General features: G+C 44.3%; 35 protein-coding genes. 34 read left to right on the forward strand and 1 reads right to left on the reverse strand.

Annotated features, from left to right (window positions below; translation table 11 throughout):
- Window positions 1-73: 73 nt before the first annotated feature.
- The 27 genes from ACQW03_RS18075 (at window position 74) to ACQW03_RS18205 (ending at window position 18,500) form a co-directional block, all read left to right on the forward strand.
- Window positions 74-367, forward strand: a complete 294-nt coding sequence (locus tag ACQW03_RS18075) for a hypothetical protein (RefSeq protein WP_441950963.1) — start codon at window positions 74-76, stop codon at window positions 365-367.
- Window positions 357-608 carry a hypothetical protein gene (locus ACQW03_RS18080; RefSeq protein ID WP_441950965.1) on the forward strand — a complete coding sequence of 84 codons (252 nt, stop codon included), beginning with the start codon at window positions 357-359 and terminating at the stop codon, window positions 606-608. Before ACQW03_RS18075 ends, ACQW03_RS18080 begins: the two co-directional genes overlap by 11 nt.
- Window positions 609-784: 176 nt before the next feature.
- Complete coding sequence (locus ACQW03_RS18085; RefSeq protein WP_441950967.1) at window positions 785-997, forward strand: hypothetical protein; 213 nt, start codon at window positions 785-787, stop codon at window positions 995-997.
- Window positions 998-1,010: 13 nt separating this feature from the next.
- The gene (locus tag ACQW03_RS18090) at window positions 1,011-1,406 is read left to right on the forward strand and encodes a hypothetical protein (RefSeq protein WP_167438251.1); all 396 of its coding nucleotides are present in this window, start codon (window positions 1,011-1,013) and stop codon (window positions 1,404-1,406) included.
- Between the two features lie 293 nt (window positions 1,407-1,699).
- Window positions 1,700-1,951 (forward strand): hypothetical protein, encoded by a 252-nt coding sequence (locus tag ACQW03_RS18095; protein ID WP_441950969.1) that lies wholly within the window; start codon window positions 1,700-1,702, stop codon window positions 1,949-1,951.
- 93 nt (window positions 1,952-2,044) lie between these two features.
- The gene (locus ACQW03_RS18100; protein WP_441950971.1) at window positions 2,045-2,239 is read left to right on the forward strand and encodes a hypothetical protein; all 195 of its coding nucleotides are present in this window, start codon (window positions 2,045-2,047) and stop codon (window positions 2,237-2,239) included.
- Window positions 2,240-2,340: 101 nt separating this feature from the next.
- The gene (locus tag ACQW03_RS18105; RefSeq protein ID WP_441950973.1) at window positions 2,341-2,652 is read left to right on the forward strand and encodes a hypothetical protein; all 312 of its coding nucleotides are present in this window, start codon (window positions 2,341-2,343) and stop codon (window positions 2,650-2,652) included.
- A gap of 14 nt (window positions 2,653-2,666) precedes the next feature.
- A complete protein-coding gene (locus ACQW03_RS18110) occupies window positions 2,667-3,077 on the forward strand; it encodes a hypothetical protein (RefSeq protein ID WP_441950975.1) in 411 nt (136 codons plus the stop codon).
- 52 nt (window positions 3,078-3,129) lie between these two features.
- The gene (gene terS, locus ACQW03_RS18115; RefSeq protein WP_441950977.1) at window positions 3,130-3,873 is read left to right on the forward strand and encodes a phage terminase small subunit; all 744 of its coding nucleotides are present in this window, start codon (window positions 3,130-3,132) and stop codon (window positions 3,871-3,873) included.
- Entirely contained in the window at window positions 3,866-5,107 is a 1,242-nt protein-coding gene (locus ACQW03_RS18120; protein WP_441950979.1) for a PBSX family phage terminase large subunit, read from the forward strand. The genes terS and ACQW03_RS18120 overlap by 8 nt, the downstream gene beginning before the upstream one ends.
- 15 nt (window positions 5,108-5,122) lie before the next feature.
- Window positions 5,123-6,598 (forward strand): phage portal protein, encoded by a 1,476-nt coding sequence (locus ACQW03_RS18125; RefSeq protein WP_441950981.1) that lies wholly within the window; start codon window positions 5,123-5,125, stop codon window positions 6,596-6,598.
- A complete protein-coding gene (locus ACQW03_RS18130) occupies window positions 6,595-8,292 on the forward strand; it encodes a minor capsid protein (RefSeq protein ID WP_441950983.1) in 1,698 nt (565 codons plus the stop codon). The genes ACQW03_RS18125 and ACQW03_RS18130 overlap by 4 nt, the downstream gene beginning before the upstream one ends.
- A gap of 259 nt (window positions 8,293-8,551) precedes the next feature.
- Window positions 8,552-9,184 (forward strand): phage scaffolding protein, encoded by a 633-nt coding sequence (locus ACQW03_RS18135; protein WP_441950985.1) that lies wholly within the window; start codon window positions 8,552-8,554, stop codon window positions 9,182-9,184.
- A 17-nt stretch (window positions 9,185-9,201) separates the two neighbouring features.
- Window positions 9,202-9,570, forward strand: a complete 369-nt coding sequence (locus ACQW03_RS18140) for a hypothetical protein (RefSeq protein ID WP_441950987.1) — start codon at window positions 9,202-9,204, stop codon at window positions 9,568-9,570.
- Between the two features lie 18 nt (window positions 9,571-9,588).
- The gene (locus ACQW03_RS18145; RefSeq protein ID WP_068939753.1) at window positions 9,589-10,635 is read left to right on the forward strand and encodes a major capsid protein; all 1,047 of its coding nucleotides are present in this window, start codon (window positions 9,589-9,591) and stop codon (window positions 10,633-10,635) included.
- Between the two features lie 45 nt (window positions 10,636-10,680).
- Window positions 10,681-10,995 carry a Rho termination factor N-terminal domain-containing protein gene (locus tag ACQW03_RS18150; protein WP_441950989.1) on the forward strand — a complete coding sequence of 105 codons (315 nt, stop codon included), beginning with the start codon at window positions 10,681-10,683 and terminating at the stop codon, window positions 10,993-10,995.
- Entirely contained in the window at window positions 10,955-11,329 is a 375-nt protein-coding gene (locus tag ACQW03_RS18155) for a hypothetical protein (RefSeq protein ID WP_441950991.1), read from the forward strand. The genes ACQW03_RS18150 and ACQW03_RS18155 overlap by 41 nt, the downstream gene beginning before the upstream one ends.
- A 1-nt stretch (window position 11,330) precedes the next feature.
- Window positions 11,331-11,702: an ABC transporter ATP-binding protein gene (locus ACQW03_RS18160; protein WP_441950993.1), complete on the forward strand. Its 372-nt coding sequence runs from the start codon at window positions 11,331-11,333 to the stop codon at window positions 11,700-11,702.
- The gene (locus ACQW03_RS18165; protein ID WP_441950995.1) at window positions 11,699-12,097 is read left to right on the forward strand and encodes an HK97 gp10 family phage protein; all 399 of its coding nucleotides are present in this window, start codon (window positions 11,699-11,701) and stop codon (window positions 12,095-12,097) included. Before ACQW03_RS18160 ends, ACQW03_RS18165 begins: the two co-directional genes overlap by 4 nt.
- A 4-nt stretch (window positions 12,098-12,101) precedes the next feature.
- Complete coding sequence (locus ACQW03_RS18170; RefSeq protein WP_441950997.1) at window positions 12,102-12,524, forward strand: phage tail terminator family protein; 423 nt, start codon at window positions 12,102-12,104, stop codon at window positions 12,522-12,524.
- Complete coding sequence (locus ACQW03_RS18175) at window positions 12,517-12,750, forward strand: hypothetical protein (protein ID WP_441950999.1); 234 nt, start codon at window positions 12,517-12,519, stop codon at window positions 12,748-12,750. The genes ACQW03_RS18170 and ACQW03_RS18175 overlap by 8 nt, the downstream gene beginning before the upstream one ends.
- On the forward strand, window positions 12,751-14,073 hold the full coding sequence (locus ACQW03_RS18180) for a phage tail sheath family protein (protein WP_441951001.1): 1,323 nt from the start codon (window positions 12,751-12,753) through the stop codon (window positions 14,071-14,073). It abuts the gene before it with no gap.
- A 1-nt stretch (window position 14,074) separates the two neighbouring features.
- Window positions 14,075-14,548, forward strand: a complete 474-nt coding sequence (locus tag ACQW03_RS18185; RefSeq protein WP_103049863.1) for a phage tail tube protein — start codon at window positions 14,075-14,077, stop codon at window positions 14,546-14,548.
- A gap of 28 nt (window positions 14,549-14,576) precedes the next feature.
- The gene (locus ACQW03_RS18190) at window positions 14,577-14,999 is read left to right on the forward strand and encodes a phage tail assembly chaperone (protein ID WP_441951004.1); all 423 of its coding nucleotides are present in this window, start codon (window positions 14,577-14,579) and stop codon (window positions 14,997-14,999) included.
- A 232-nt stretch (window positions 15,000-15,231) separates the two neighbouring features.
- Entirely contained in the window at window positions 15,232-15,882 is a 651-nt protein-coding gene (locus ACQW03_RS18195; RefSeq protein WP_441951006.1) for a hypothetical protein, read from the forward strand.
- 39 nt (window positions 15,883-15,921) lie between these two features.
- Window positions 15,922-18,273: a hypothetical protein gene (locus ACQW03_RS18200; RefSeq protein ID WP_441951008.1), complete on the forward strand. Its 2,352-nt coding sequence runs from the start codon at window positions 15,922-15,924 to the stop codon at window positions 18,271-18,273.
- Window positions 18,273-18,500 carry a hypothetical protein gene (locus tag ACQW03_RS18205; protein WP_441951010.1) on the forward strand — a complete coding sequence of 76 codons (228 nt, stop codon included), beginning with the start codon at window positions 18,273-18,275 and terminating at the stop codon, window positions 18,498-18,500. The genes ACQW03_RS18200 and ACQW03_RS18205 overlap by 1 nt, the downstream gene beginning before the upstream one ends.
- Here ACQW03_RS18205 and ACQW03_RS18210 read toward each other — a convergent pair.
- Window positions 18,484-18,747 carry a hypothetical protein gene (locus tag ACQW03_RS18210; protein ID WP_441951012.1) on the reverse strand — a complete coding sequence of 88 codons (264 nt, stop codon included), beginning with the start codon at window positions 18,745-18,747 and terminating at the stop codon, window positions 18,484-18,486. The two genes, ACQW03_RS18205 and ACQW03_RS18210, sit on opposite strands and share 17 nt — an antisense overlap.
- Window positions 18,748-18,840: 93 nt before the next feature.
- Between ACQW03_RS18210 and ACQW03_RS18215 the strand changes: the two genes are divergently transcribed.
- From ACQW03_RS18215 to ACQW03_RS18245, 7 genes are read left to right on the forward strand one after another with little or no spacing between them, the layout of a single operon-like run.
- Complete coding sequence (locus ACQW03_RS18215) at window positions 18,841-19,554, forward strand: LysM peptidoglycan-binding domain-containing protein (protein ID WP_441951013.1); 714 nt, start codon at window positions 18,841-18,843, stop codon at window positions 19,552-19,554.
- Between the two features lie 4 nt (window positions 19,555-19,558).
- A complete protein-coding gene (locus ACQW03_RS18220) occupies window positions 19,559-20,557 on the forward strand; it encodes an XkdQ/YqbQ family protein (protein ID WP_441951015.1) in 999 nt (332 codons plus the stop codon).
- The gene (locus ACQW03_RS18225) at window positions 20,557-20,916 is read left to right on the forward strand and encodes a DUF2577 domain-containing protein (RefSeq protein ID WP_071559168.1); all 360 of its coding nucleotides are present in this window, start codon (window positions 20,557-20,559) and stop codon (window positions 20,914-20,916) included. Before ACQW03_RS18220 ends, ACQW03_RS18225 begins: the two co-directional genes overlap by 1 nt.
- On the forward strand, window positions 20,913-21,320 hold the full coding sequence (locus ACQW03_RS18230) for a DUF2634 domain-containing protein (protein ID WP_441951017.1): 408 nt from the start codon (window positions 20,913-20,915) through the stop codon (window positions 21,318-21,320). Before ACQW03_RS18225 ends, ACQW03_RS18230 begins: the two co-directional genes overlap by 4 nt.
- Entirely contained in the window at window positions 21,313-22,380 is a 1,068-nt protein-coding gene (locus tag ACQW03_RS18235; protein WP_441951019.1) for a baseplate J/gp47 family protein, read from the forward strand. The genes ACQW03_RS18230 and ACQW03_RS18235 overlap by 8 nt, the downstream gene beginning before the upstream one ends.
- Window positions 22,373-22,924 carry a YmfQ family protein gene (locus tag ACQW03_RS18240; protein ID WP_441951021.1) on the forward strand — a complete coding sequence of 184 codons (552 nt, stop codon included), beginning with the start codon at window positions 22,373-22,375 and terminating at the stop codon, window positions 22,922-22,924. Before ACQW03_RS18235 ends, ACQW03_RS18240 begins: the two co-directional genes overlap by 8 nt.
- Window positions 22,914-24,914 carry a hypothetical protein gene (locus ACQW03_RS18245; RefSeq protein ID WP_441951022.1) on the forward strand — a complete coding sequence of 667 codons (2,001 nt, stop codon included), beginning with the start codon at window positions 22,914-22,916 and terminating at the stop codon, window positions 24,912-24,914. The genes ACQW03_RS18240 and ACQW03_RS18245 overlap by 11 nt, the downstream gene beginning before the upstream one ends.
- Window positions 24,915-24,941: the final 27 nt, after the last annotated feature.

Below are 24,941 nucleotides of genomic sequence, written 5' to 3' on the forward strand. Positions count from 1 at the left end.
AAAAAAACGTGTATTTTGCAACCAAAAGACATTCAGGGTGTAGGTCCTGCACCCACTAAGGGAGGATATATAGATGCCAGTGTTCATTTATGGACATTTTGAAACGAATATAGATCCAAAAAGCGAATTGAGCGGATACCTGAATGAAGTCAATGAACAACGTGAAAATAAGTTAATAATCGAATGTGAAACGATAAAGAGAGGTATCTTCCACAAACCGGAGACTATCTACAATCTGTACGTTGATATGGGTTATGGAGAATACCAGGAGATAGCGTGCGCTAGCGGGAATGAACGAGTGACAATGGCTTACTTACTAGGCATGTTATCAGGAATGCGTATGGGGAGGAACAACAATGACAGATAAACCACGTAACTGGCAAGAGGATATGAATCTGTGCATGAAAGTGGATGAAGCATGGTCAAGAGAATTATTTATCGCAGATCAACCCGACATTACTACCTATTGGCTCCAACAATATGCAGCCGCTGAATCCCTTATACAACTAAAGGATACAGAGATAGCTGTATTAAAACGTCTGGCTGAATTTTGGGAATCGCAATGTAGCGACGCTATTACGCATAGGATGAAACGGAAGAACGCTTGAACGTAAAGATAGCCAACCTCACAGCTCTCCTGCAAGATGTAGGAGAAACCCCATGATAAGAGCCTATACCTCTATATTATGCGCATTACTGTTATATGTAGGTGTAGTCAGTATAGATAGGTATTTCGTTATAGAACATATCGAACCGAACAAATTAAGCGAAGGAAGGATTGTTAATGTCGGGTAACAACGATAAAGTGACCGCCACTACACACTGGGTATGGACAGCCAAAGCAGAGCGACACAATGGTACACGGTCCGTTGAAGGGCAGGCTATCTGGCCGCATTATCTGCATAAAGCACCGCGTAAATGGTTGGATGAAGGACTTATACAAGATTCAACAGAGTATGTAGATCCAGGGCAGGTTGATTTGTTCGAATTGATATAAAAGGAGCGACAAGATGGGGGCGATAGAGCAAATGGAATTATACCCGAGCATCACAGAAGCCGATAAGAAGGCCGTACGCAAGTTGCTGGGCAATTACCCTAAGATGCGCCTTACCGTCGAATCATTAGGCCGCAAGGAGTCTCTAACGGCGGAAGAAAGGCAAGTGTATCAGGAGTGGAGCAAATTGATTACCGAATTAGACATGGCAATCAATTTAATCTTAGACGATGAGGTCAAAAAGATCATTGAGCACCGCTTCATTAAGGGGCGTAAATATAAATTCACTGTGATCCAATTCCAGAACCATGGCATGAGCGTTAATACCATTGACCGCCGAATAGACGAAGGAGTCAAAAGTATAGCAGAAACCTTGAAGCTATGCGGAATTTTGGGGGTAAGTTGGGGGTAACGTGGGGGCAATTTGGGGGTGAAACCATTTTAAAGTAGGGACATAGGGTTAACGCCCGGGTGTCCCTGCTGCCCCTTACCACGGCAGGACTCGTCCACGCTTAAAGGCACCGCTTTGAACACAGGGTGATAGAGCACTGAGTTGCGGTGGTGTGGAAGCGGGGAAGGAATAGGTTAGAGTCCTTTCCAGGCGCTCCGCCCGGGCGCGGTAGAACTACGGGCAATATCAAATAAGCAAGCATGAGGGCATCGGTATACGGTGTCCTTTTTGCTATGTACAGGAGGAAACAAACGATGGCACAGAATTACGCGTATCTTGATCAATACGGCATTCTGCATCTACACGATGAGGAGCATGCCAAACAGCAAGGCAAACATGTTGCTACTGAGCTGCAAGCAGACGAAAGCGGCTATCCAGTAGTAGAGGGCAACGGTGTAGTCTACTACAGCAATGAGGATGCAGCATACATCAAGGGCAACCGCAAAGATGGACAACGTATCAGCACCCCAGCTGTAATTAAGCAACTGGCAGATCAACTAAAGTAACACCTTTTTCCCGGCTTAGTCCGGGGATATGACACATATAGGATTATAGCGGTTCGATTCCGCTGTGTGTCTTACTAGGGAGGGATATAACCAATGAAACTCTATCCGGACGGAACCATAGAGGGTACACCACAGGAGATAGCGCAGTATAAAGGGTTGAACACACATTCTATAACCATTAAAAATGTCGATCTCAAAATTGAGAGTGCCGCGAGCGCTGAACAAGTCATAAGAGAGATAGGACAGCGGTTGGAGGAAAGCATGCTTGGGTGTAAGGCTGTCTATTAGTAGTCATTAGAGACAACTAGACCCGTAATATACATCTGAAAATAGCTGAGAGGTGACAGCTGAGTAGGATACACGGGTCTATTTGTCGTGGGGAGGGAAATATGAACGACCTGTCAATCGAGAAAGCGGAAGAGATAACAGTATCTGTTCATTTAGTGAACCGTGAGATATTCGAATATTACTATCCTGCGGATGAATTAGAAAATGTAGAAGTATTTCTGTCCTGGTACAAGAATCCTGGCAGGGATAAGGTGTTTACGATTCATACACCGCATCTGAAAGAGATACGATCGTTAAACCACGAAAATATTGTATTTGTATCAGTAGATGGATACATTGAACCGGATGGACGGGAATCAAGATGGTATGAACGCCTTATAGATCGTTTTAGGCTATGGAGAATGACCAGATAAGGGAGGAAGCATCGATGAAGAAATGTGGAACGTGTGGAGTTACATTTATGGAAGCGAGAATCCAACCTGTTTTCGATGAGGTGCAAACTTTAGGTATGGCTTCAACCCAAAAAGTAATAAGTTCTTGGGAAGAAGTGTGTACGAATTGCGGTTCAAATGATATAGAATACCTAACTCATGAATTGCAATGGCATACCGAAAAGCCTCCTGATTCTCCAAAGGGGAATGTCACTACGTTAACAATAGGAGACAAAAAGATAAACGTTACCTATTACGGGGCTAGACGAAAGATTTTCAATGAAAAAGAAGCTCAGGCTATAATGTCACGGGATAATTGGGAAGGTACTTTATCAACTGACGGATGGCAAAGAGCTTTACGTTTAGGAATGTTTAACTCAGTAAGGTTTAATGGGCAGTACATTTAGAATGTCCGCAAAACCAACTCAAATAACCAGGCGGGGGTGGTGAAATGTAGTCATGGATTGGTCAGCAATCAGAGAAGAATACGAAACAACGGATATTTCCTTAACCGACCTAGCCGATAAGCATGGTATCAAATATCCGACAATCAAGAGTCGAAAACAGCGGCAAGGTTGGGACAAAGATGCATCCGACTCCATAAAAGATGCGTCCAACGTTAAAGATGCATCCCAAAAAAGACGCGGCCCGCCCAAGGGTAGCAGAAACGCAGCGGGGCATGGTGCTCCTAAGGGCAACAAGAACGCGTTGGGCAATAGCGGCGGCGCTGGGGGGCCGTACGGCAATGATAAGGCGGTAACACATGGATTCTTCCGTAAGTTTCTGCCAGATGATACAGCGGAGATTATGGATGCTATTGAGGATCGTTCACCACTGGACATGATTTGGGACCAAATAATGATTCAGTACGCTGCTATACTACGGGCGCAGCAAATAATGTTTGTTAAAGACAGTGAGGATGTAACCAAGGTGCTGATCGAATCTGCAGACAACGCTTTCGGTGGATCTGAGAAGTGGGAATACCAACACGCTTGGGATAAACACGCTACTTTTATGAACGCTCAGAGCCGCGCTATGACCACGCTACAAGGACTCATTAAGCGGTATGAGGAAATGTGCAGGCTTGGTTATGCCGATGAAGAACAGCAACTACGGATTAGCAAACTGAAAGCGGAAGTTGCTTCTATGGATAAAGCCAAAATGGTGGAATCGGTAGTGTTTAAGGATGATTTGCATGAGTAACGAAATTAGCCTGCAAGAGACAATAGGCAAAGGGTACGCTGAATTTTGGCGCTTTCGAGGACGCTACCGAGTGGTCAAGGGTGGCCGGGGTTCTAAGAAAAGCGTTACCTCTGCTTACTGGATTATCTACAACATGATGAAGATGCCGTTAGCCAACACTCTAGTCCTGAGAAAGACGTTTAATACTCATAAGGATTCAACATGGGCGCAGCTGAAATGGGCCGCTCATCGGTTGAAAGTATCACATTTATGGCAATTTAAGAAGAGCCCGCTTGAAGCCATATATAAGCCGACAGGACAGAAAATATTGTTCCGTGGCCTTGATGATCCGATGTCCATCACATCTATAACGGTGGATAACGGTTTTTTGTGCTGGGCTTGGTTTGAGGAAGCATATCAAATTTTGAATGAAGATGATTTTGACAAAGTTGATATGTCTATCCGGGGCGAGTTGCCGGAAGGGTACTTTAAACAATTAACGCTATCTTTTAACCCGTGGAATGAAAAGCACTGGTTGAAGAGGCGTTTTTTTGATGTCTCCAATCCAAATGTACTGGCGATCACTACGAATTACCGATGCAATGAGTTTCTTGGAAACGATGATCGGGCGTTGTTTGAGTGGATGAAAGAGCATAAGCCCAAACGCCACCGCGTTGAAGGTGATGGGGATTGGGGGATTACTGAAGGTGCTATATATGAGGATTGGAAAGAAGAGGACTTTGACTGGAAATCTATATCTAAGCAGAGCGGGTATAAAGCCGTTTTCGGCCTCGACTTCGGTTACACGAATGACCCGAGCGCACTGGTTTGTGCTCTCGTAAATAAAGAGGCGAAGAAGCTTTATATATTCGATGAACATTATGAACACGGCATGCAGAATGACGACATTGCCCAAATGATAAAAAGCAAAGGGTACGCAAAAGAACGGATCATTGCCGACTCATCGGAACCCAAATCTATAGATGAGATAAGGGGCTACGGTATCGGAAGGATACGGGCTGCTGATAAGGGTGGAGACAGCATCAAAAATGGTATTCAATTCATTCAGCAGTACGAAATCATTGTTCATAAATTCAAATGCCCCAATGTAGCTATTGAGCTTTCCAGTTATGTATGGGATCAGAACAAAGCAGGCAAATTCATGAATAAGCCTATAGACGACTTCAACCACACGTTGGACGCGCTAAGGTATGCCATGGAGCAGATCAGAAAGCCAGCTACATTTGAGTTTTAGGGGAAGGAGGACACTATGACCACAACAGAAGAAGTAATCTACAACCTTGAAAAGAATGCTCCTATGACCAATAGGGAGATAGCGCAGCAAGAGGTGAACGACTTCAAACAGTCCAAACGTTATGAATGGATGCTGACCGGGGAAGCTTACTACCGTAACCAGACAGAGATTCTTAATCACAAGCGATATACCATCGGTGAAGGTGGAGCAAAGATTGAAGCAATTAACCTGGCTAATAACAAATTGGTTAATGGGTTTATACGGAAGTTGGTTGATCAAAAGACTGGTTATTTATTATCCAAGCCGATCAGTATACAGACGGATGGCCCGAACGAATACAAAGATCAATTGGATAATTTCTTTGGTAAGTCGTTTCTTCGTCAGCTCAAAAACCTTGGGAAAAACGCATTTAACAATGGAATAGGTTGGTTGCAGGTCTATTACAGTGAGACCGGGGAACTTAGTTTCAAAATTATTCCTTCAAGGGAATGTGTGCCATTGTGGAAGGACGGAGCACATACAGAATTAGATGCTATGATTCGTTTTTATCCGATAGTCATTTATGAGGCTAAAACCAAGAAGACGGTAAATATCGTTGAATTTTGGGACGACACTGGTGTTATGAAGTGGGTACAGGACACGACGATCAATTCAGACTATATCCCATATGAGGAATTGCAAGGGCACTTCTCTGCAATTGATGCTGAAGGAAAGACGCAACAGCTTGTTTGGGATCGCATCCCCTTTATCCCGTTTAAGTATAATGACGAAGAAATGCCACTGGTTGAGATTCTCAAGACACTGGTCGACGATTACGACTTACGCATGTCAGAGAACGCCAACAATCTGGAGGACTTACCGAACAGTATTCTCGTTGTCAAAAACTACGACGGTCAAGATGTTGGAGAAATGCGGCGTAACTTAGCAACAACCCGTACACTCAAGGTATCCGGTGACGGTGGAGTAGACACACTTACACTAGTTATCGACACTGCGGCATTCACCAACCACATGGAAATGCTTCGTAAGTCCATATACGAGTTTGGCCGTGGAGTGGATACACAGTCGGACAAGTTTGGGAACAGCCCGTCTGGTATTGCGCTGCGTTTCTTGTATGGCGACCTGGATATGGACGCGAACATTATTGAGACGGAATTTCAAGCCAGCCTCGAACAGTTGCTATGGTTCGTAGATCAGCACCTTGCTAACACGACAGGAAATGATTACGCGGAGTACGAGGTCGATTTCATCTTTAATCGTGATATTTTGATAAACGAAACCGAAGCCGTCACAAATGCCAAAGACAGTGTAGGCGTCATTTCTGACGAAACCATTGTGGCTAATCATCCATGGGTAACCAACGTGCAGGACGAACTGGACAGGCTCAAAAAGGAAAAGAGCGAGGCTATGCCTGTATTGCAAGACCAGCCTTATGGCGGTACAGGTGGTAACCCTCCTGAACCAGAACCAAAACAGGATGAACAATCATGAAGTCCGAGGAATACTGGTCAGGCCGTATGGACGCGCTAAACGAGGCGCAGTTAGGTAAGGGTGATGCCTACGTTAAGAAGATGGAACTGGAGTACGCCAAGGCTAACGCATCCATTCAGCGGGATATAGACACATTCTATCAGCGGTTCGCCAAGAACAACGAAATAGGGCTGGCAGAAGCGCGGCAAGTGCTCAAAGCTGGTGAGCTCAAAGAGTTCAAATGGACGGTTGAGGATTATATCAAAGCTGGCCGAGAAAATGCAGTCGATCAACGGTGGATGAAGGAACTTGAGAATGCATCCATACGAGTGCGTATGACTCGTTTAGAGGCTCTACAGATGCAGATGCGCCAACACGTCGAGGTCCTAACCGGAAAGCGTCAGGCAGGCGCTAAGGAGCTTATGGGTGATATATACAAGGATGGGTACTATCGCTCAGTGTTTGAGCTCCATAAGGGAACGGGGTTGGGCGCCACTTTCTCTAAGTTGGACAAGCGGCAGATTGAAGCGGTCTTAAGTAAGCCGTGGGCGGCAGATGGTTCAAACTTCTCTGCTCGTATCTGGAAGGATCGGGACAAGCTGGTACACGAGCTCCAAACCGTATTGACTCAAGGGATGATACGCGGCGATACATCGGACAAGATGATTAACGCCTTATCGGACCGCATGGGAGTTTCCCGATCAGCTGCAGCCAGGATCATTCAAACCGAATCAGCCTATTTCGCTGGTCAGTCTCGGATGGATGCATACAAGGAGTTAGGCGTAGAGCAGTACAAGTTTACGGCTACCCTGGATAAACGCACATCAAGTATCTGCCGGCACATGGATGGAGAGGTATTTGGGGTGTCTGAAGCTGAGGTAGGGGTGAACTACCCACCATTACATGCTTATTGCCGTTCTACCACGATTCCACATTATGAGGACAATGTCCAAGAGCGAGTTGCGAGGGACGAAGACGGCAAGAATCAGGCTGTTCCCGGGGATATGACTTATTCCGAATGGGAAAAGGAGTATGTTAAGCCGAACACGTCGAATGAACCCACAGAAAGCAACGTGCCTGATCCTGAGGTTGAAGAACCTGGAGGCAGCTTTAATCGGAAGTACAATCCTAAAGCTTCTTACCATGTTGATCTGCCAAACGTATCAGAACCGGTGTTGGAAAAGTTGGCTGAGGTTAATCGTAGTCTTGCCCGGGAAGGTCACAAAGCAGGCAAAGAAATCATGGTCATTATGGATCAGACAGCAGGTAAGAAAATCGGCAGAGCTGATGGTGTCATAAATAAGGTTACATTCACACCTGAGATACACGATTCGCTTATCAAAGCACCGCCGAATAGCGTAATCCTTACTCACAATCACCCAAGAGGAACAAGGGTTAACGTTAAGGATATACGCAACATGGCGATTTATCCGGCCATTGCTAGTCTGCTTGCAGTTGGGCATGATGGCGGAGTAAGTGGAGTGTCATCCAATGGTAAATCATCCGATCTGCTTGTGTTTAATAATGTGCTGGAATCCACTGCTATGACTGCTCTTGAGCAGTTACAAAGCAGCGAGAACTATGCTACAATGTCAGAAACAGCCAAGAATGAGTACATGGATTATCTATGGCTACAGTTAATAATTAAGAAACTGGGGTGGACGTATGTCGAAGACTTCCAAGCAGCCAAAGCGGACTATCGGTTTAATAGATGACACGCCGCTGAAACTGGATTTTACGAAAACACCTGAAGAAATAGCTGCTGACATGCTAAGGCAAGTCAAAGAGCCATTTGAAAAACAAAATAGTAAGGATTAAAGCCTGATTGCACATTTAGATGCAGCAGGCTTTTTATTTTGCCCTGTCATACGGCTATAAACTGGGTATCGCCCTCTTTAAAGGTTCGGGGCTGACTGAACGTATCCTATGCGTGGTGGGTTACACGTCATAAAAACTAAAATAGGGGTGCTATTAATGGATTTGAAAGAATTGCTTGGAGAAGAGTTGTATAACCAAGTTGTTGAAAAGGCTGGTGATAAGAAACTAGCGGTCGTAAATGATGGCAACTGGTTCCCAAAAGATAAATTCGATGAAGTGAACAATACCAAGAAACGACTCGAAACGGATCTGAAGGACCGGGATAAGCAGTTGACTGATCTACAGAAGGCGGCAGGGGATGTCCCAGCATTACAGGGGCAGATTACCAAGCTTCAAGAGGACAATAAAGCAGCTACAGACAAGTACAATGCAGACATGCAGGAGTTACGCCTTAATACGGCGCTTAAAATGGCGTTGAACGGTCAGGCCCACGATCCTGATATCGTATCTAGTCTGCTGGACAAATCACAAATCGAGATTGCAGAGGATGGAAGCATTAAAGCCGGACTCGACAATCAACTCACTGGCCTACGTGAAAGCAAGGGCTTTTTGTTTGTACCGAAAGAGGACCCGAAACCGGGATTCCAGCCGAAAGGCGCTACGCCAGCAGATGGAGCAGGCGGAAAGCAAGACCTAGGTAAGACGGAGGCTAATTATGGCAAGTTGGCTGCTCAAGGTAAAGCAGATAATGAGACATTAGCCAAAGCTCGGGCAGACTATTTTCAATAAACAGGAGGTAAGAGAAGATGAAATTCACTGAAACGAAATATACGAATAAAAAGGAAATTCTTAAATTTCCCGACCATTACGTTAACCTTGCTGTCACAGTAGATGACACCGGGATTGTAGCAAATGCAGATGGTCGCAAAATCGTGCCAGCCGGAACCATTATCGGAAATGGCATTCTGAACGACTTGACCAAAAAGGCTAAAAAAGCTGTTACAACCACGGGCGTTTCCAATGCGGAAGGCGTTCTTTTTTATGATGTCGATGTCACGTATGGTCCAGCGCCGGGCGCGATGTTGATTCATGGCTTTATCGACTTAGGCAAGATTCCCACGGCTCCAACGCCTGAGGAAATTACTGCACTCAAACAAATCACATTTTTGAAATAAGAGAGGATGAAATAAACCATGCCAGATATTTTTGATCTTGTAACTGCAGAGAATATCACAACTTATTATCAGGAAACGGCATCTAATGCTATTCCTTATCTCGGAGCCACGCTCTTCCCGGCAAAGAAACAGCAAGGTTTGAACCTGAGTTGGATTAAAGGAGCTGGCGGATTGCCAGTAGCGCTTAAACCGTCAGCGTTTGATGCTAAAGCACCGTTGCGTGACCGGATTGGATTGAGCAAAGTTGATACAGAAATGCCTTTCTTCCGAGAAAGTACGCGTATTGGTGAAAAAGATCGTCAAGAACTATTGATGCTCCTTTCTTCGCCTAATGCAGCCTATTATCAAGCGCTGATAGCAAGAATTTATGACGACCAATCGAATTTGGTAAAAGGCGCAGACGTCATTCCAGAACGAATGATCATGCAATTGCTTTCTACAGGTAAAATTGACGTATCTGCTGAAAGATTGGATTACACTTACGACTACAAAATGCCTGCAGAACATCAAGTCACTCTTACTGCGGACGATCGTTGGAGCCAGCCGGGTGCAGAAATTGTCCAAGATATTCAAAAATGGTTAGATGATGCTGAGGACAATACGGGCGTCCGTCCTGCCAAGGCCATTGTTACTCGCAAAACATGGAATTACATGCTCAGAAACTCAGGCATTCGCCTTGATTTGAATCCGGTCGGAGGACAAAACATCATCATGACAGATACAATGTTGCGTCAATACTTGGAAACAAAACTTAGTATTGCTGTAGCGGTGTATAACAAGAAGTACCAACTTTCAGATGGAAGTTCACACTTGTTCTTTCCTGATGATGTGTTCACCCTTATTCCTGATGGGCCGCTCGGTAACACGTGGTACGGCACTACGCCTGAAGAGGCCGACTTAATGAGTGGTGCTACGAACGCAGAAGTGAAAATCGTTAACACTGGCGTAGCGGTTACAACTATTAAAGAACCGCATCCTGTTAACGTGGAAACAATTGTATCTGAAATTGTATTGCCTTCATTCGAACAAATTAACAATATCTTCATCGCAAAAGTAAACGGCTAAGGAGGGGCAAATGCCTCTCTTTTTAATTTTGAAAGGAGTAACCACATGAAAGTAACATTGATTGCTGGCGCTAAATATAAGAAAGAGTTTTACCAGACAGGCGACGAAGTGGAGGTTGAGTCGATCCACATACCGGAGTTAATTAAGGCCAAAGTTATTAGTCCTGATACAGAAGTGCCTGACGAACCTGTTGAAACGGATGTCAACAAGATGAATCTAGCTCAGCTGAAGGATCACGCCGAACAAAACTCCATTGACCTAGCTGGCGCAACCAAAAAGGAAGACGTGCTCGCAGCCATTCTGAAAGCGGGTGAAGGAAATGGAACCGAACCGCAGGGAAGCGCTGCTGATCAAGCTTAAAATCCTACTTGGCATCCCAGTTACTGATACGAGTAAGGATGTACAACTCGGATTTTCCTTTGATTTTACGATTGATGGCATCAAAAACTACTGCAACATATCCGACATACCGGAGCAATTGGAAAATACGATGCTCCTGATCGCAAAGGACTATTACCTCAACCAGTTTGTGGCTCCGGCTGCGGCTGGTGAAGGTGAGAAGAATGTCCAGAGCATCAAGCGTGGTGACGTGCAGTTTACTTTCTTTGCGGATGCTAAAGTGGGTGTGGAAGGCACGGCCTTTATTAAGGCGTATGGCGCGCAACTTAACGCTTTCCGCAGATTGAGGTGGTAGCATGCAACTGGGTAATCCAGCAACAGAGCGCAGGCTGCTTGAAATGACCTACACAGGCGTTTGTCGGGTAGAGGGACAGATAACCCGTAAAGACCCGGTAACAGGCGTAGAACGACCAACCAACGGCGTTATATTTGATAATCAGCCGTGTGCGCTGTCTCAAGCGTCATTGCCAAGCGCGGCCCAAACGGACACGAACAATGATGTTGCATATGATGGAAAGTTGTTCATTGCTCCTGATATCGTTATTCAGTCCGGAAGCCGTATCTTTGTTACGCAGGATGGAATGAACTATGAGTTTCAGCAGTCAGGCGAACCTTTTATCTACCCGACACACCAAGAAGTAAAAATGAAGCGGGTTGGTAAGGCATGAGCTTTGCTGAATTTGATTTTAGCGAGTTTGAGCAGCTTGGAAAGAGCCTGAAAAAGATGCAAACGGACTATCCGCGCTTTGTAGAGGACTGCATAAGAGAACTTGCCAGCAGGCTCCTGGCTAAGACGGTGGCACGTACTCCGGTAGATACGGGTATGCTCCGGCGTAACTGGCAGCTTGGCCCTGTGGAGCGTGTGGGCGGTGGCTATAGCATCGAACTGTTTAATCCCATCGAGTACGCGCCTTACGTGGAATACGGGCACCGTACCCGGTTACACACAGGCTGGGTGGAAGGTAGGTTCATGCTTACTATTTCCGAAAGGGAACTGGAACGAGAATTGCCCGCGCTCATGGAACGTAAGCTGAAACGCTTTATGGAAGACCACCTGAGGTGATGTAATGGAAGATGTTAAAAATGGAATATTGAAGCACCTGAGCACCTTTCAAACGGGTGTGAAAGTGTACGATGAGCGCATTGAGCAGGGTTTTTCGGAACCGTGCTTTTTTGTGTTGCTCATTGATGGATCGCAGAACCGGGAATTTAATCGCCGTTACATGCGGACGGATAGTTTCGATGTTCACTATTTTCCTTCTGATACGCCAGAGAAGCGCCGTGAATGCGAAGCTGTGGCTGACCGACTATACGAGGAAATGGAGTACATCCATTGGGAAGGCACCATGTACAGGGCGGTGGGGATGAAGCACCAAATCGTCGATGATGTGCTGCATTTCTTCCTGGACATTAACGTTCATCTTATGAAACCGAAAGAGCAGGAAACAAAAATGAGGACTTTAAAACAGGAGGCTGGTATACGTGGCTGATACTGATAACCAAGAAACAGAAACCGTGGCACCTACGAAGAAAGAGACGGCAGCGTCGTCAGCTTCGGTAGAACCCCGTTTTGGCAAAGAGCAATTTCAAGAATCACAGCAGTTTACACAGATCGAAAAAGATACACTAAGCGTCCTACTTGAAGACGGACAGAATTACACCATCGGTGAAGCTAAACGAGTTCTTACCGAATGGTTAGTGAAGGAGGTCAAGTAAATGGCTGGTACATGGGTTACACAGAACAAGGATCTACCTGGCGTATATACCAACGTTGTTTCTGAGCCTAAACCACTAGGCACGTTAAGTGATCGTGGTACCGTCACCCTGCCGTTGACATTAAGCTGGGGGCCAGCAAAACAAATCATTACCATTGATGCTGGTGATGATATCGCAAAAGCGTTGGGATACGACATTACAGACACAAGCCTCCTGCTGGTTAAGGAGGCTCTTAAGCGCGCCAAAACACTGCTGGTGTACCGATTAAACGAAGGGACAAAGGCTACAGTCACAAGTGGCAATCTTGTCACTACTGCGAAGTATGGGGGCGTGAGAGGCAATGATATTTCCATTGTGATTCAGGCAGACATTGATACGCCTTCTAGCTTCAACGTTCGCACTCTGGTTGAGGGCCGAGAGATGAATACTCAAAAGGTTGCCAACATTGACGGACTGGTTTCGAACGAGTGGGTGACATTCAAGGCTTCAGCTACAGATAAGACGTTGGCAGCAACGGCCGGAGCGCCGCTGATTGGTGGGGCTGACGGTACGGCGACCAACGCAGATCATTCGGATTATATGGCGGCAATTGAAACACAAGTGTTTAACACCGTGGGTCTGCCGTATGATGATGCGACCCTTAAGCCTCTTTATGCCACTTACATCAAACGGCTTCGTGAGGATGAGGGGAAATATGTACAGTTGGTTGTTCCAAACTATGATGCGGCTGATTATGAAGGTGTAATCAATGTGCCGAATGGTGTTATTTTGTCCGATGGTACAGTGATTGACAAAACAAAGGCCGTAGCATGGGTTGCGGCTGCAACAGCTGCAGCAAACGTTAACCAGTCATTGACTTACGCCGACTACGACGATGCTGTGGATGTTGATGTTAGATTCACCAACCGAGAAGCTATTGCCGCAGTTCAAAAGGGTCAATTCTTCTTTATTTTCAAAGATGGCAAGGCTAAAGTGCAGCAGGATATCAACACTTTCCGCAGTTTCACGCCTACAAAAAATAAAGACTTCCGTAAGAATCGTGTACTTCGTACATTGGATGGTATTGGAACGGACTTGCAGAGAGTCTTCGAAAACTCCTACATCGGTAAAGTCGATAACAATGCGGATGGTTTGAACATTTTAAAGAAAGAAGCTATTTCATTATTCGAACTAAATCAAAATATCAGTGCCATTCAGGATTTCAACCCTCAGACAGACGTAACAATTGTACCTGGCACTGACAAAGATGCTGTTTACGCTGAGTATTATGTTAAACCAGTAGACAGTATCGAAAAAATCTATCAGTTAGTGAGGGCGAGATAATATGACACAGTGGTTGCAAGCTAAGGATACTATTTCCGGCCAGCAGGGTCGATTGTACGCCACCATAAACGGTAGTGTGGAAGAGATGGCCTACTGCAAGAAATTCGAGGCAAAGATCGAGAAAAACATGACAGAAGTAAAAGTATTGGGATATCTGGGGGATCAGAATAAAGCCAATGGTTGGAAGGGAACGGGGTCAATGACTTTTTACTATGTGACCTCGTTGTTCAGACAAATGATGCTGGATTATGTGACCACAGGAAAAGATACCTATTTTGATCTGGTCGCGGTCAATGAAGACCCAACCTCCTCGATCGGCAAACAAACCGTGACGCTCAAGAATGTCAATATAAGCAGCATTATTATTGCTAAGTTGGATACTGAATCTCAATTGTTGGACGAAGATTTGGACTTTACTTTTTCCGGGGTCGGATTGCAAGATAGCTTCACTAAACCTGTATTGGGCGGTAACTAAAATAATCTAAATTAAGGGGATATAAATAATGAGTCAATTTAGCGCGTTTTTTAAAGAAAATGCTTCAGTGGATATCACAGAAGAGATTGTTGTTTCTGAAAGATTTAAGGATGAAGATGGCAAGCACGTTCTTTGGAAGATCCAAGGTATTTCGGAAGAACGAAACAAAGCCATTAGAAAGTCTGCCACGAAAACAGAGAAGGGCAAAGGGGGGATGAAAATTCCTGAAATTGACCCAGACGATTACACCACTAAGCTAGTTTTAGAAAGCGTAGTGTATCCTAACCTGAAAGATGCTGAGCTGCAAGAGAACTATGGTGTTGTTGGGGCTGATAACTTGCTCAACAAAATGCTTTTGTCTGGTGAGTTCGCTACTTTGTTGGAAAAGGTGCAGGAGCTTAACGGTTACGATCAAGATATCAACAAGGTTATGGATGAAACAAAAAACTAATGGAGGAGGGTGATGCGGATGCAAACTTCGCGTATTATGCCCTCCACAAATTACGTATATTGCCCCAGGACTTGATGAAAATGTCTGTTACTGAGCGTGGAGTCATATATCAAATGATTAAGGAACGTATCGAAAATGAGAAAAAAGAAGCGGCTAGACTAAATAAATGATTTACTCTTCCTGAGCGGGTTGATAGAATAATGGTAAAATATACCCACTCAGGAGGGTCATTATGTCTAATTACGGCGAGTGGCAAGATTCGAAAAAAGAATACAAGATGGAAAAAAGAAAGAAACGTCATAAAAGCCAATTGGTTCTTCTTGCAATCATATTGATAATAGGAATTCCTTTGGTTATCATTGTTGGAATCACAAAAGGTTCAGAAAGCGGCAAAGAATCTGTAAAACCCATGACAGAATCTGCTCAAATAAAGAAGGAGTTTGATTCGTTTAAAAAGCAAATTCTCAGTGAAACTACACAAATGATTGAGAGTGAAGCGAATTTTAATGAATTCGTTAAAGCTTATTCATCTGGTTCGTTTAGTCAAGTCGAAGCTTACGAAAACGTTAAAGAGTATCGGGATATAATTAATCAACATAGATCAAATTTAATAGCAATGAAGTTTGACGAAAGATTTCCCGAGAAACTTGGAGCTCATTTAACGGAAGGAAAATCAAAGATTTTGGATGGAGTAGCTATGAAAGACTCTGCGCTGGCATCATTACTTGAATACTTGGATGATGGTAAAACAAGTGAATTAGCTGAATATCGAGAAAATTCTCCTTTGTATTTAGTAGGAGTGAAGGCAGGTTTACAGGAAATCAATGTAGTTGAAAAAATAGTAAATCCTAAAAAACAAAGTACAGGTAAAGCATCCAAATAGGGTGCTTTTTTTGTGCCCCTTTTTTGGAAAGGAGGGAAAATGGCTACTGTTCAATCGACGCTCCAATTATATGATAACTTTTCAAACAAACTAAATGCAGTCAATCAGGCTCTTCAAAATACAACACGGCAAATGGAACGGTTGCAAACGGCTGCCCGTGCTAATATTCAAATAAACGTAAACGCGGCTAATGCAGTTAGTGAGTTGAATACTGTACAACGAAGACTGCAATCTTTATCCGATGGGAATGTGCGAATCAATATTGATGCAGCCAATGCAATTCGAGAGCTGGAAGTCGTGCGTAACCACATAAGGCAAATGGGCTCAGGATCTGTTGTCAATATTGTGGTCAATTCGGCTGATATTCTGCGGGAAATTACAGTTATTCGTGACCGTATTCGCGGGATGTTCACCACTTCAGTGGTGAATATAACAATTAATGCCGCTGATGCAATAACGCAGGCTCGTCGCATTCGCCAGCAAATTGATAACCAATTACGAAATATCCAAGCCAGAATACGGATACAATTACCAGCATCGTTACAAGCAATGTTTGGCAATCTGCAAATGCTTGTATTGAGGCTCATTCGTGTTGTTCGGCAACTGAGAACAAGCAGCGGCGCAAACGCAGCATCGTTACAAGCCGCATTAGCACGGATAGAAGCTTTGGAACAGAAGATAAACCAATTACAAGAAAGACTGAATCGACGTTTGCGTGAGGGCGGACGGGCTTCCGAGAGTATGTTGAGCAACCTCAGAAACATTGCAGCCGTTTACGTTTCTATTGCAGCGGCAAAGGCTCTATTTGAAAAGGTTATGAGCGGGGCGATGGATCAACAATCATTTATTGACACATTTTCCTCTCGAGCCGGTGATTTAAATCTAGGGAATGCTATTTATGACTCGATCACAAAACAAGCATTAAAGGCTGGGCAAGATGTAAACGACGCTTTGTCAGGAACAATGAAGTTTATGTCCAACACTATGGACCCTGAACAGTTAACAAAATTGAATATGCTTTCTATGCGGCTTGCGAAGCTAAACCCTGCTGAAGGTTTAGAAGGGGCAGCTTTTAGTATGAAGGAACTCCTTTCGGGCGATTACACTTCCATAGTCGAGAGGTTTGACATAGGAAGAAGTACTATAAAAACAAGTGATGCCTTGAAGGCTGGTAAGGCAGGAAATATTGATGAGTTCATAAAGGGGATGGATAAACTCCTAAACCAACAGAATTTGACGCAAAAGGCATTCGACAAAATGTTAGAATCCCCTGCTGCAAAATGGAAGAAGGCAGTAAACACTTTTGAGTTTAGTCTATCTAAAGCAGGGATGCAGGCATTAAAAGCCTTTGAACCACTGTTCGATATGATAAACAATGGTTTCCAAAGTGGTAAGTTTGATCAATTTTTCGGCAGTATTCAAGCTGGCATGTCCATGATTGCAACAGCAACAACAAGCGTAGTTCAATTTCTTATGAACAACTGGGATCTGGTGAAAAACACGTTATTAGTTTTAGGCGTTGTAGCTGCCGCTGTAGCTGTTGGGTTTGCGATAGATTGGATTATAGCCGTTTGGCCATTAGCTCTAATTGTGGCTGCTATCATTGGTATTATAACGGTACTGAATAAATTCGGGATATCCACCGGGGAAGTTGTGGCTTTTGTTGTGGGGGTGTTTTATGCAATGTTTGCCCAACTAAACAACTGGATTGCTGGATTCTGGAATGTAATTTTAGATTTCGCGGAGTTCTTCGCAAATATTTTTATCGACCCAGTTTACGCAATCAAAAAGCTGTTTTATGACCTGTGGAATGATATCGGTAAGTATTTCGTAGATCTGATAAACAAAATGGTTGACGGACTTAACTGGTTGATTGAGAAAACTAATTCGATAACAGGTTCAACGATTTCGGCAATTCAGTACATGAAGATGGAAGATGGTCCGCAAAAGCCGACTTCTGATAAAGGAGTTATGGATTTTAGCAAATATCGAATGCAATCAATGGATGTCGTCAAAGCGTTCAATAGTGGTAAGTCGATGGCTAACGACCTTACTAAATCCGTAAGCAATTTTTCTCTTAAAGGAACTGCCCAGCCTTATAAAGCCCCTAAGGCAGCAAAGCCAAACGGCGCTGGCGATGTTGGCAAGGTTGGTAAAGTGGGCAAAGTCGGAAAGATTGAAGACAAGGTAGATATCTCATCGGAGGATTTGAAGGTTATGAGGGATATCGCAGAAATGAAGTCTATACAGAACTTTGTTACTCTTACGCCTACAGTGCAGGTCAAGACAGGCGATATCAACAATGGCGCTGATGTGGATACGATCATTAAGAAAATTGGCGACCATTTAGAAGAACAATTTGTTTCAACGGCACAGGGGGTATACACCTAATGGACATTAAAACAATCTTGGACGAGTTCATTTTGTCAGAGATAGCAGAAGATGCAGAAGAGTGTGAAAGGAAAAGACGGCTCTCCTGCGAGTTGGTATTAAATGAATTTAAAAAAATGACGGCGGATGATTTAAGTAAATACTTAAAGGATGCAATCATTTGTAAAACTGGGCCATCTTTTGATTTGACTTTCTCATTTCCAGTAACCTTTAATCCGTCAAGTTAGCCAATGCATATTGATACCCTTTATCCGTTAGTTCATAGCTAACGCGGGGAGCGAGGATGTTAATGCTGTCGGGGTCGTAATTATCGGATGTAGGCACTACGTATTCCTGTTCCACTAATGAGTCGAGAGCGTTGGAATAATGAAATATCTCGTCTCCATTTCTACCGATAGTTACACCTGTAGCCTTGCCGGATTTTCGGTAGTTTTCATAAGCGATCTTTAATAATTCAATTTCAAATTTGTTCATTTTGAACCCTCTTTCGTTAATTAATGGGCAGTCCAGACAACTACCATTATTCGACAAATAGAGGGTTATTCCTTTTTGGATGGAGGTGATCCCTTGCCGACAGAACACGCCATACTGTTGAGCTATAACAACCAGGAGGAAGCATTTCGCATCCCGGTCAATCCGCCAGAACTAAGTATCAAGGAAGCTGGAGACGGGTCAACGTACAAGATCGTAGGCGGCGATGAAATAAACGCTATACAGTCACGGAAACTCACGGAAATATCTTTCTCCAGCTTCTTTCCTGGTCAGGCATACCCTTTTGTGAACACGGATGAATTGCTTCCTATACCTGAATATATCGCTCTTATAACCAAGTGGATGGATGCCAAGCGGCCCATCCGCTTTATTTATTCCGCCATTAGCTTTGAGCCGGGCGCACAAAAGAGTCCACAAGAAATAGCTATCAATATGCCAGTGACCATTGAGGAATTCGAGTGGAAGCCGGTAGCTGGTACTTCTGATATCGAATACACCATCACATTCAAGAAATACGTGTTTTACAATGCGGTGCAGGCCAAGGTGAAGCAAACCACAACCAAGACAGGCGCAAAAAAGACGACAACCACCAAGGCGAAGGCCAAGCGGCCCAACGAGAAGGTGAAGCCTAAATCCGTCAAGGTTAAGGCTGGCGATACACTTTGGATTATCGCTAAAAAAAACCTGGGTGACGGGTCCCGATACAAGGAGATTCAAACACTTAACAAAATCACGAACGCACAGGCCAAACGGCTAAAGGTTGGGCAAGTGCTGAGACTGCCGGGGTGATGGCATGGACATTTTTATAGACAACCGTGACGGCAATGTATGGCAGGTGTCCGGCGAGGCTTTAACTGGTAAGGAGAACTCTTCTGGTCTGGTGGCTGAACTCACATGGAAAACCGAACGCACCGGGAGTCCAGGTAGCGTAGATATCACGTTGGTTAAAGACGGAATCTATCAAAACAAGAAGTTCAAGGTGCAAAACGGGGATATCATACGGATCACCAAGGGCAAGTACAAGATATTTTACGGCTATGTGTTTTCGGTGGAGCAGTCGGAAAAGTCAGATATGAAGATTACTGCTTATGATCAGATCCGTTATTTGAATGCGAACGATACCTACGTTTTCAAAAACTTAACGGCCGGGGCAGTCATCAAGCGGATTGCTGAGGACTTTAAACTCAAAACCGGAATGATTGCTGATACTGGATACAAGATCCCGGCAATGGTCGAAGACAACCAAAAGCTTTTGGACATCATTTACAAGGCTATCGACCAGACGCTAATGTCTACGGGAACTATCTATGTATTTTACGATGACTTCGGCGCCCTGGCCCTTAAACGGGCTGCTGACATGCTCGTTTCGGTGTCGGTAGGTGATGGTAGCCTTATGACCGGATACGCGCTTAAAAAGTCCATAGACAGCGAGACTTACAACTATGTAAAGCTGGTGCAGGACAACAAAGAGAGCGGCAAGCGTGATGCTTATGTCTATCAGGACGGCAACAATATCAAGAAGTGGGGGAAACTCCAACTCTATGACAAAGTAGACGAAAAAATGAACGCGGCACAAATTAAACAAAAAGCCCAAAACCTACTTACCTTGCACAATCGGGAAAGCAAGAGCTTGAGTATAGATGCTATGGGAGATTTAAGTATCCGGGCAGGGTGTTATGTGCCTGTGTTCATCGACGATTTAAAGGTGAGTCAAGTTTACTTGGTAGATTCGTGCACACATAAATTTTCAGGAATGGAACATACCATGTCACTCGAATTGAAGGTGATCTAATGATTAAACAACTACAGAAAATAGCGCTGGGTACTGTGGATGCTTCCAAGCCAAGCGAGAGTATGGTCGGGCAAGTAACAGGAGTAGACCCGCTTGAAATTACCGTTGACCAACGACTGGTGCTGGACGCGGATTTATTGCTTGTCACAGAACGCGTAAAACGGTACGTGGTTAGCCTTACACACAGCCATGTATACAAAGACGAAACTCCAACGGAGACGGCTACCAAGACCACTCAGACGGCGTTACCCGATGTGTTGGTGATCCGTGAAGGATTGAAAATGGGGGATGCAGTTATCTTGCAACAAATGAAAGGCGGTCAACAATTTGTCGTCATGGATAAGTTGGTGGCACCATGATACCAGAAGGCGGAAGCATCGTAGACGAGGAAATTGAAGAGGAAGAAATGCCTACCAAGACATACGCCTTAGACTTCACAAATGGACGCGCACGCGGCATTGTGGACGGTCTGGAGGCTATGCGGCAAGTGGTGTACAAGATACTCCAGACATTACGTTATGAAAATCTCATATACTCCGACGATTACGGGGCAGAAGTAGACCGGCTGCAAGGGCAGAGCCGGTTATTTGTGCAGACTGAATTAAAACGGTTGGTCCGTGAAGCGCTCCTGGCGGATGAACGGATTACGGATGTGCGAGATTTTCAATTCACTTTTAACGGTAGCGATGTTCTGGCCGAATTTGAAGTGATCACAACACAAGGTAACTTTAGAGACGAAACGGGGGTCGGAGGGATTGTATGAGGATCAAACAGAAGAGGTTATCTTAGAACGCCTGTTGGCCCGTATACCGGATACTATGGATAAACGGGAGGGGAGCGTTATTTTTGATGCTCTGGCACCTGCAGCAAATGAACTGGCCCAAATGTATGTTGAACTGGATACGAATATAAGCCTAGTTTTCCCGAATGCTGATAATGAGGAATATTTAGATTCGGCTGTGGCTTGGTCTGGCATAGTGCGAAAGGCGGCAACAAAGGCGCACTGGAGAGGTAAGTTTTACGATAACCAGGGCGCATTAATGGATGTACCTATCGGCAGCCGCTACAGCATCGAGGATCTAAACTATGTCGTGCTCAGCAAATTGGGTGTCGGACAGTTTGCCGTAGAATGCGAAACGGCTGGCGTAATAGGTAATCAATTTTCGGGTTCACTGTTACCGATTGATTTTATAAACGGGCTGGCTCGGGCCGAATTGGTCGATCTGTTGGTGTCTGGAGAAGATACCGAAACGGGAGAGGCGTTGTACGATCGGTACCAAGACAGAGTATCGAAACCTATTACAAGTGCAAACAAAAATCAATATGTTAACTGGGCGCGTGAAGTGCCAGGGGTTGGTGACGCCAAAGTATTCCCTCTCTGGAACGGTGAAGGGACGGTAAAGGTTGTTATTTTGAATAACGACAAACGTTCCCCCTCTGCTGCAGTTGTACAGGCTGTACAAACATATATTGATCCTACTCAAGATGGGCACGGTGAAGGTGCTGCACCAATCGGACCAGTTGTTACGGTTGTAGGGGCAACTGAAGTCGCTATCAATATCAGTACAAGAGTCGAACTTGCGCGGGATGCTACGGTGGCTGATGTAAAAGAACAATTAGAAGTAAGTATTGCGAAGTACCTTGAAGGTTTAGCTTTCTCTGACACTGATACATTAGTTAGGATTACTCGAATAGCAAACCTTATCCTTGATGTCCCACAAGTCATAGATTACTTCGAACTGACTATTAACGGGCTGACTGGCAATATACAAGTTCCGCTGGATAGCGTAGCTGTACTTGGGACGGTGGATGTACATGTCTAAGAAACTTATGTCCTATCTGCCAGACTATTATCAAGAGATTGAAGAGTTTGTGCAGATAATGGACACGGAAGATATCGAATTGGACAAGGTTAATGCCGCAATAGTAGATACATTTAAACAGTTCCATCCAGAAACGGCTACTTGGGGAATTGCTTATTGGGAACGGGATTTGAAAATAACTCCGCTCCCATCTAAACCAATTGAACAACGTCGTAGTGTGGTTATCTCTAAAATGCGAGGCAGTGGGAAAGTGTCAGCAAGCATGATAAAAAATGTGGCTGATAGCTATGATCGAGGCAAAGTGGATGTAATTGTATATCCGGCTGAATATCGGTTTGACATTAAATTTATCGGTACTTTAGGCGTGCCACCGAACTTACAGGACCTAAAGGACGCAATAGAGGAAATAAAGCCAGCGCATTTAGAGGTGAGATATCAGTTTCGATATTTGGTTATCCGCGAAATACACCATGTAATGACGATCAATGCAATAAACAGTACTCCATTAAATAATTTTGCGGGAGGTGTGCCGATTGGCAAGTAATACACCTAATTTGAGCTTATATATGAAGGACCCTGTGACAGATGGGAATGATTTTTTTGACATTAAGACGATGATGAACGACAACTGGCGTGCTATAGACACCTTTGCAGGTTCAACAAAAGGAAGCTTGGATAAGGCGACTAAATTTGTGGTCACGTCTGATATGTTTGGAGCCACAGGAAATAACACAGATCAAACACAGGCCATTCAAAATGCACTCAATTACCTGGAGAGTGTCGGAGGCGGAAAACTTATCCTAGGCGCAGGCACATTTCTTTTGAGTCTCGCTAAAAGCACACATACCAAAGCTTGTATCCTTATTCCGGCTGGGGTAACAGTAGAAGGCTCTGGCATGGGTGTCACCATCCTCAAAAGGCTGGAAAGTGAACGTAATCAGGACGGAGTATTGTTAGTTAACAAGGATTACGACACAAAGGGTGGATACACAGCAGCTGGTAACATCACGCTACGGAATTTCACAATTACTGATGGCGATGTTACTGCAACTCCCAGAACATATGGGGATCTGATTGCACTGGGACATGCGGATAACGTGTTAATTGAGCGGGTTGGATCTTTAAATCATGATCAGCATTTTGTAGATGTTTGCGGGTCGAGGAATATCACCATTCGGGATTGTATGTGTAATAACTTACAAGATACCTATGGGAGTGCCACCATCCAGATTGACCGGGCAAAAGGGCTTGGTATTTGGGGGCTGTTGCTGGATGATACAAATCCAAGCAATGTGACTATTGAGGGGAATAATATCACTTCTATATCTGAACTGATACTACAACTTGGGCATGGAAAGTCTACTGTAGAGGACTTGAGTGTAGTAGACAATGTAATTGTTTGTGCGAACACTGCTAAAGGTCAGATAGCAATCGGGAATGACGAAGATACTTCGATATCAACCGCTGATATTGAAGATAACAAAATAGAACTCAACAATATAAATAGTGCAGGAATCTACCTGGTTGGCGATCCAACAAACAAGTTTGAAAACATATCTATCTCCAGCAATATCGTAACGGGGAAGATGCGTGCAGCAATTTTTGTTGGTAGCTCTACAATGCCAAGTACATTTGCTAATTTTAAAAATGTATTGGTATCAGAAAATACCGTTGATATGGACATTAGGGAATCAACCAGCACTCATTACATTTCGGGAATCCGAGTGAGTAACGGCATTAGTGCGGCGCTTTGTAATAATACTGTACGCTTCGCCTGCCAAGGAGGTGGTTATGCAGATGCGAAGATTATAAGGGCAGACAGTTTTAAAGATATTTTGATCAGCGCAAATCAAATTATAATGGCAGACTCAAATTCCCGCACGGATGCGCAATTGTATGGTATCCAACTCGAAATGGATTCTGCCATTGCTAACAGTCTCTATTGCAAAGCAAAGATAATCTCAAATATGGTTCTTGGCACAGGTTATCGTTGGGGGATATCAGAGCGCGGAGGAGTTAATGTTTCAAACTTTCTACAAGCGGTGGTTTCACAAAATAATGTGTACGATGACGCACCGATGCAAGGACATTACCATGAGTCCACGCCATCGTTAGACGGAACCAATAACCTGCAGTTTGTAAACTTTGAATCTTTAGGGTTTGCTGCAACCGGTCCTGTATTGACAATTCAATCCGCAAAAACGTATACGTTTGTATCCCCAATCCGAAAAAGCGGGATAACACAGACAGCATACACAACAAGTGGAACAATGTTTTTTAACCCGGTTTCCGCCACGGCATTTGGTACGGATGCAGAGGAGATTGAAACGGCCTATTGGGTGGAAGGATCGACCACGAAATTTGTAGGAACAGTAGTGAGCAAGTCAGTGACAGGAAATGATGCGAATGGTCGAGTGATTAACACTTTAACTATCAACACGGGTAATGCTGGCTGTAACATGGCACTCAACTCAACTGACCACACGGGTATAATTCGTTCCAATGGCTATTTAATGTTGCGAATTGGAGTGTAAATTTACCAATGATATTGACTTTACTTC

Source organism: Paenibacillus sp. DRB1-1 (assembly GCF_052119485.1).
Classification (GTDB): Bacteria; Bacillota; Bacilli; order Paenibacillales; family Paenibacillaceae; genus Paenibacillus; species Paenibacillus polymyxa_B.

Bases quoted from the DNA above. Each gene is read 5' to 3' on its own strand.
- ACQW03_RS18135 (WP_441950985.1), top strand. From the start codon at position 8,552: ATGGATTTGAAAGAATTGCTTGGAGAAGAGTTGTATAACCAAGTTGTT.
- ACQW03_RS18200 (WP_441951008.1), top strand. From the start codon at position 15,922: ATGGCTACTGTTCAATCGACGCTCCAATTATATGATAACTTTTCAAAC.
- ACQW03_RS18190 (WP_441951004.1), top strand. From the start codon at position 14,577: ATGAGTCAATTTAGCGCGTTTTTTAAAGAAAATGCTTCAGTGGATATC.
- ACQW03_RS18145 (WP_068939753.1), top strand. From the start codon at position 9,589: ATGCCAGATATTTTTGATCTTGTAACTGCAGAGAATATCACAACTTAT.
- ACQW03_RS18195 (WP_441951006.1), top strand. From the start codon at position 15,232: ATGTCTAATTACGGCGAGTGGCAAGATTCGAAAAAAGAATACAAGATG.
- ACQW03_RS18075 (WP_441950963.1), top strand. From the start codon at position 74: ATGCCAGTGTTCATTTATGGACATTTTGAAACGAATATAGATCCAAAA.
- ACQW03_RS18180 (WP_441951001.1), top strand. From the start codon at position 12,751: ATGGCTGGTACATGGGTTACACAGAACAAGGATCTACCTGGCGTATAT.
- ACQW03_RS18205 (WP_441951010.1), top strand. From the start codon at position 18,273: ATGGACATTAAAACAATCTTGGACGAGTTCATTTTGTCAGAGATAGCA.
- ACQW03_RS18165 (WP_441950995.1), top strand. From the start codon at position 11,699: ATGAGCTTTGCTGAATTTGATTTTAGCGAGTTTGAGCAGCTTGGAAAG.
- ACQW03_RS18230 (WP_441951017.1), top strand. From the start codon at position 20,913: ATGATACCAGAAGGCGGAAGCATCGTAGACGAGGAAATTGAAGAGGAA.
- ACQW03_RS18095 (WP_441950969.1), top strand. From the start codon at position 1,700: ATGGCACAGAATTACGCGTATCTTGATCAATACGGCATTCTGCATCTA.
- ACQW03_RS18125 (WP_441950981.1), top strand. From the start codon at position 5,123: ATGACCACAACAGAAGAAGTAATCTACAACCTTGAAAAGAATGCTCCT.
- ACQW03_RS18110 (WP_441950975.1), top strand. From the start codon at position 2,667: ATGAAGAAATGTGGAACGTGTGGAGTTACATTTATGGAAGCGAGAATC.
- ACQW03_RS18100 (WP_441950971.1), top strand. From the start codon at position 2,045: ATGAAACTCTATCCGGACGGAACCATAGAGGGTACACCACAGGAGATA.
- ACQW03_RS18240 (WP_441951021.1), top strand. From the start codon at position 22,373: ATGTCTAAGAAACTTATGTCCTATCTGCCAGACTATTATCAAGAGATT.
- ACQW03_RS18150 (WP_441950989.1), top strand. From the start codon at position 10,681: ATGAAAGTAACATTGATTGCTGGCGCTAAATATAAGAAAGAGTTTTAC.
- ACQW03_RS18130 (WP_441950983.1), top strand. From the start codon at position 6,595: ATGAAGTCCGAGGAATACTGGTCAGGCCGTATGGACGCGCTAAACGAG.
- ACQW03_RS18140 (WP_441950987.1), top strand. From the start codon at position 9,202: ATGAAATTCACTGAAACGAAATATACGAATAAAAAGGAAATTCTTAAA.
- ACQW03_RS18185 (WP_103049863.1), top strand. From the start codon at position 14,075: ATGACACAGTGGTTGCAAGCTAAGGATACTATTTCCGGCCAGCAGGGT.
- ACQW03_RS18160 (WP_441950993.1), top strand. From the start codon at position 11,331: ATGCAACTGGGTAATCCAGCAACAGAGCGCAGGCTGCTTGAAATGACC.
- ACQW03_RS18225 (WP_071559168.1), top strand. From the start codon at position 20,557: ATGATTAAACAACTACAGAAAATAGCGCTGGGTACTGTGGATGCTTCC.
- ACQW03_RS18105 (WP_441950973.1), top strand. From the start codon at position 2,341: ATGAACGACCTGTCAATCGAGAAAGCGGAAGAGATAACAGTATCTGTT.
- ACQW03_RS18090 (WP_167438251.1), top strand. From the start codon at position 1,011: ATGGGGGCGATAGAGCAAATGGAATTATACCCGAGCATCACAGAAGCC.
- terS (WP_441950977.1), top strand. From the start codon at position 3,130: ATGGATTGGTCAGCAATCAGAGAAGAATACGAAACAACGGATATTTCC.
- ACQW03_RS18155 (WP_441950991.1), top strand. From the start codon at position 10,955: ATGGAACCGAACCGCAGGGAAGCGCTGCTGATCAAGCTTAAAATCCTA.
- ACQW03_RS18085 (WP_441950967.1), top strand. From the start codon at position 785: ATGTCGGGTAACAACGATAAAGTGACCGCCACTACACACTGGGTATGG.
- ACQW03_RS18120 (WP_441950979.1), top strand. From the start codon at position 3,866: ATGAGTAACGAAATTAGCCTGCAAGAGACAATAGGCAAAGGGTACGCT.
- ACQW03_RS18210 (WP_441951012.1), bottom strand. From the start codon at position 18,747: ATGAACAAATTTGAAATTGAATTATTAAAGATCGCTTATGAAAACTAC.
- ACQW03_RS18170 (WP_441950997.1), top strand. From the start codon at position 12,102: ATGGAAGATGTTAAAAATGGAATATTGAAGCACCTGAGCACCTTTCAA.
- ACQW03_RS18220 (WP_441951015.1), top strand. From the start codon at position 19,559: ATGGACATTTTTATAGACAACCGTGACGGCAATGTATGGCAGGTGTCC.
- ACQW03_RS18080 (WP_441950965.1), top strand. From the start codon at position 357: ATGACAGATAAACCACGTAACTGGCAAGAGGATATGAATCTGTGCATG.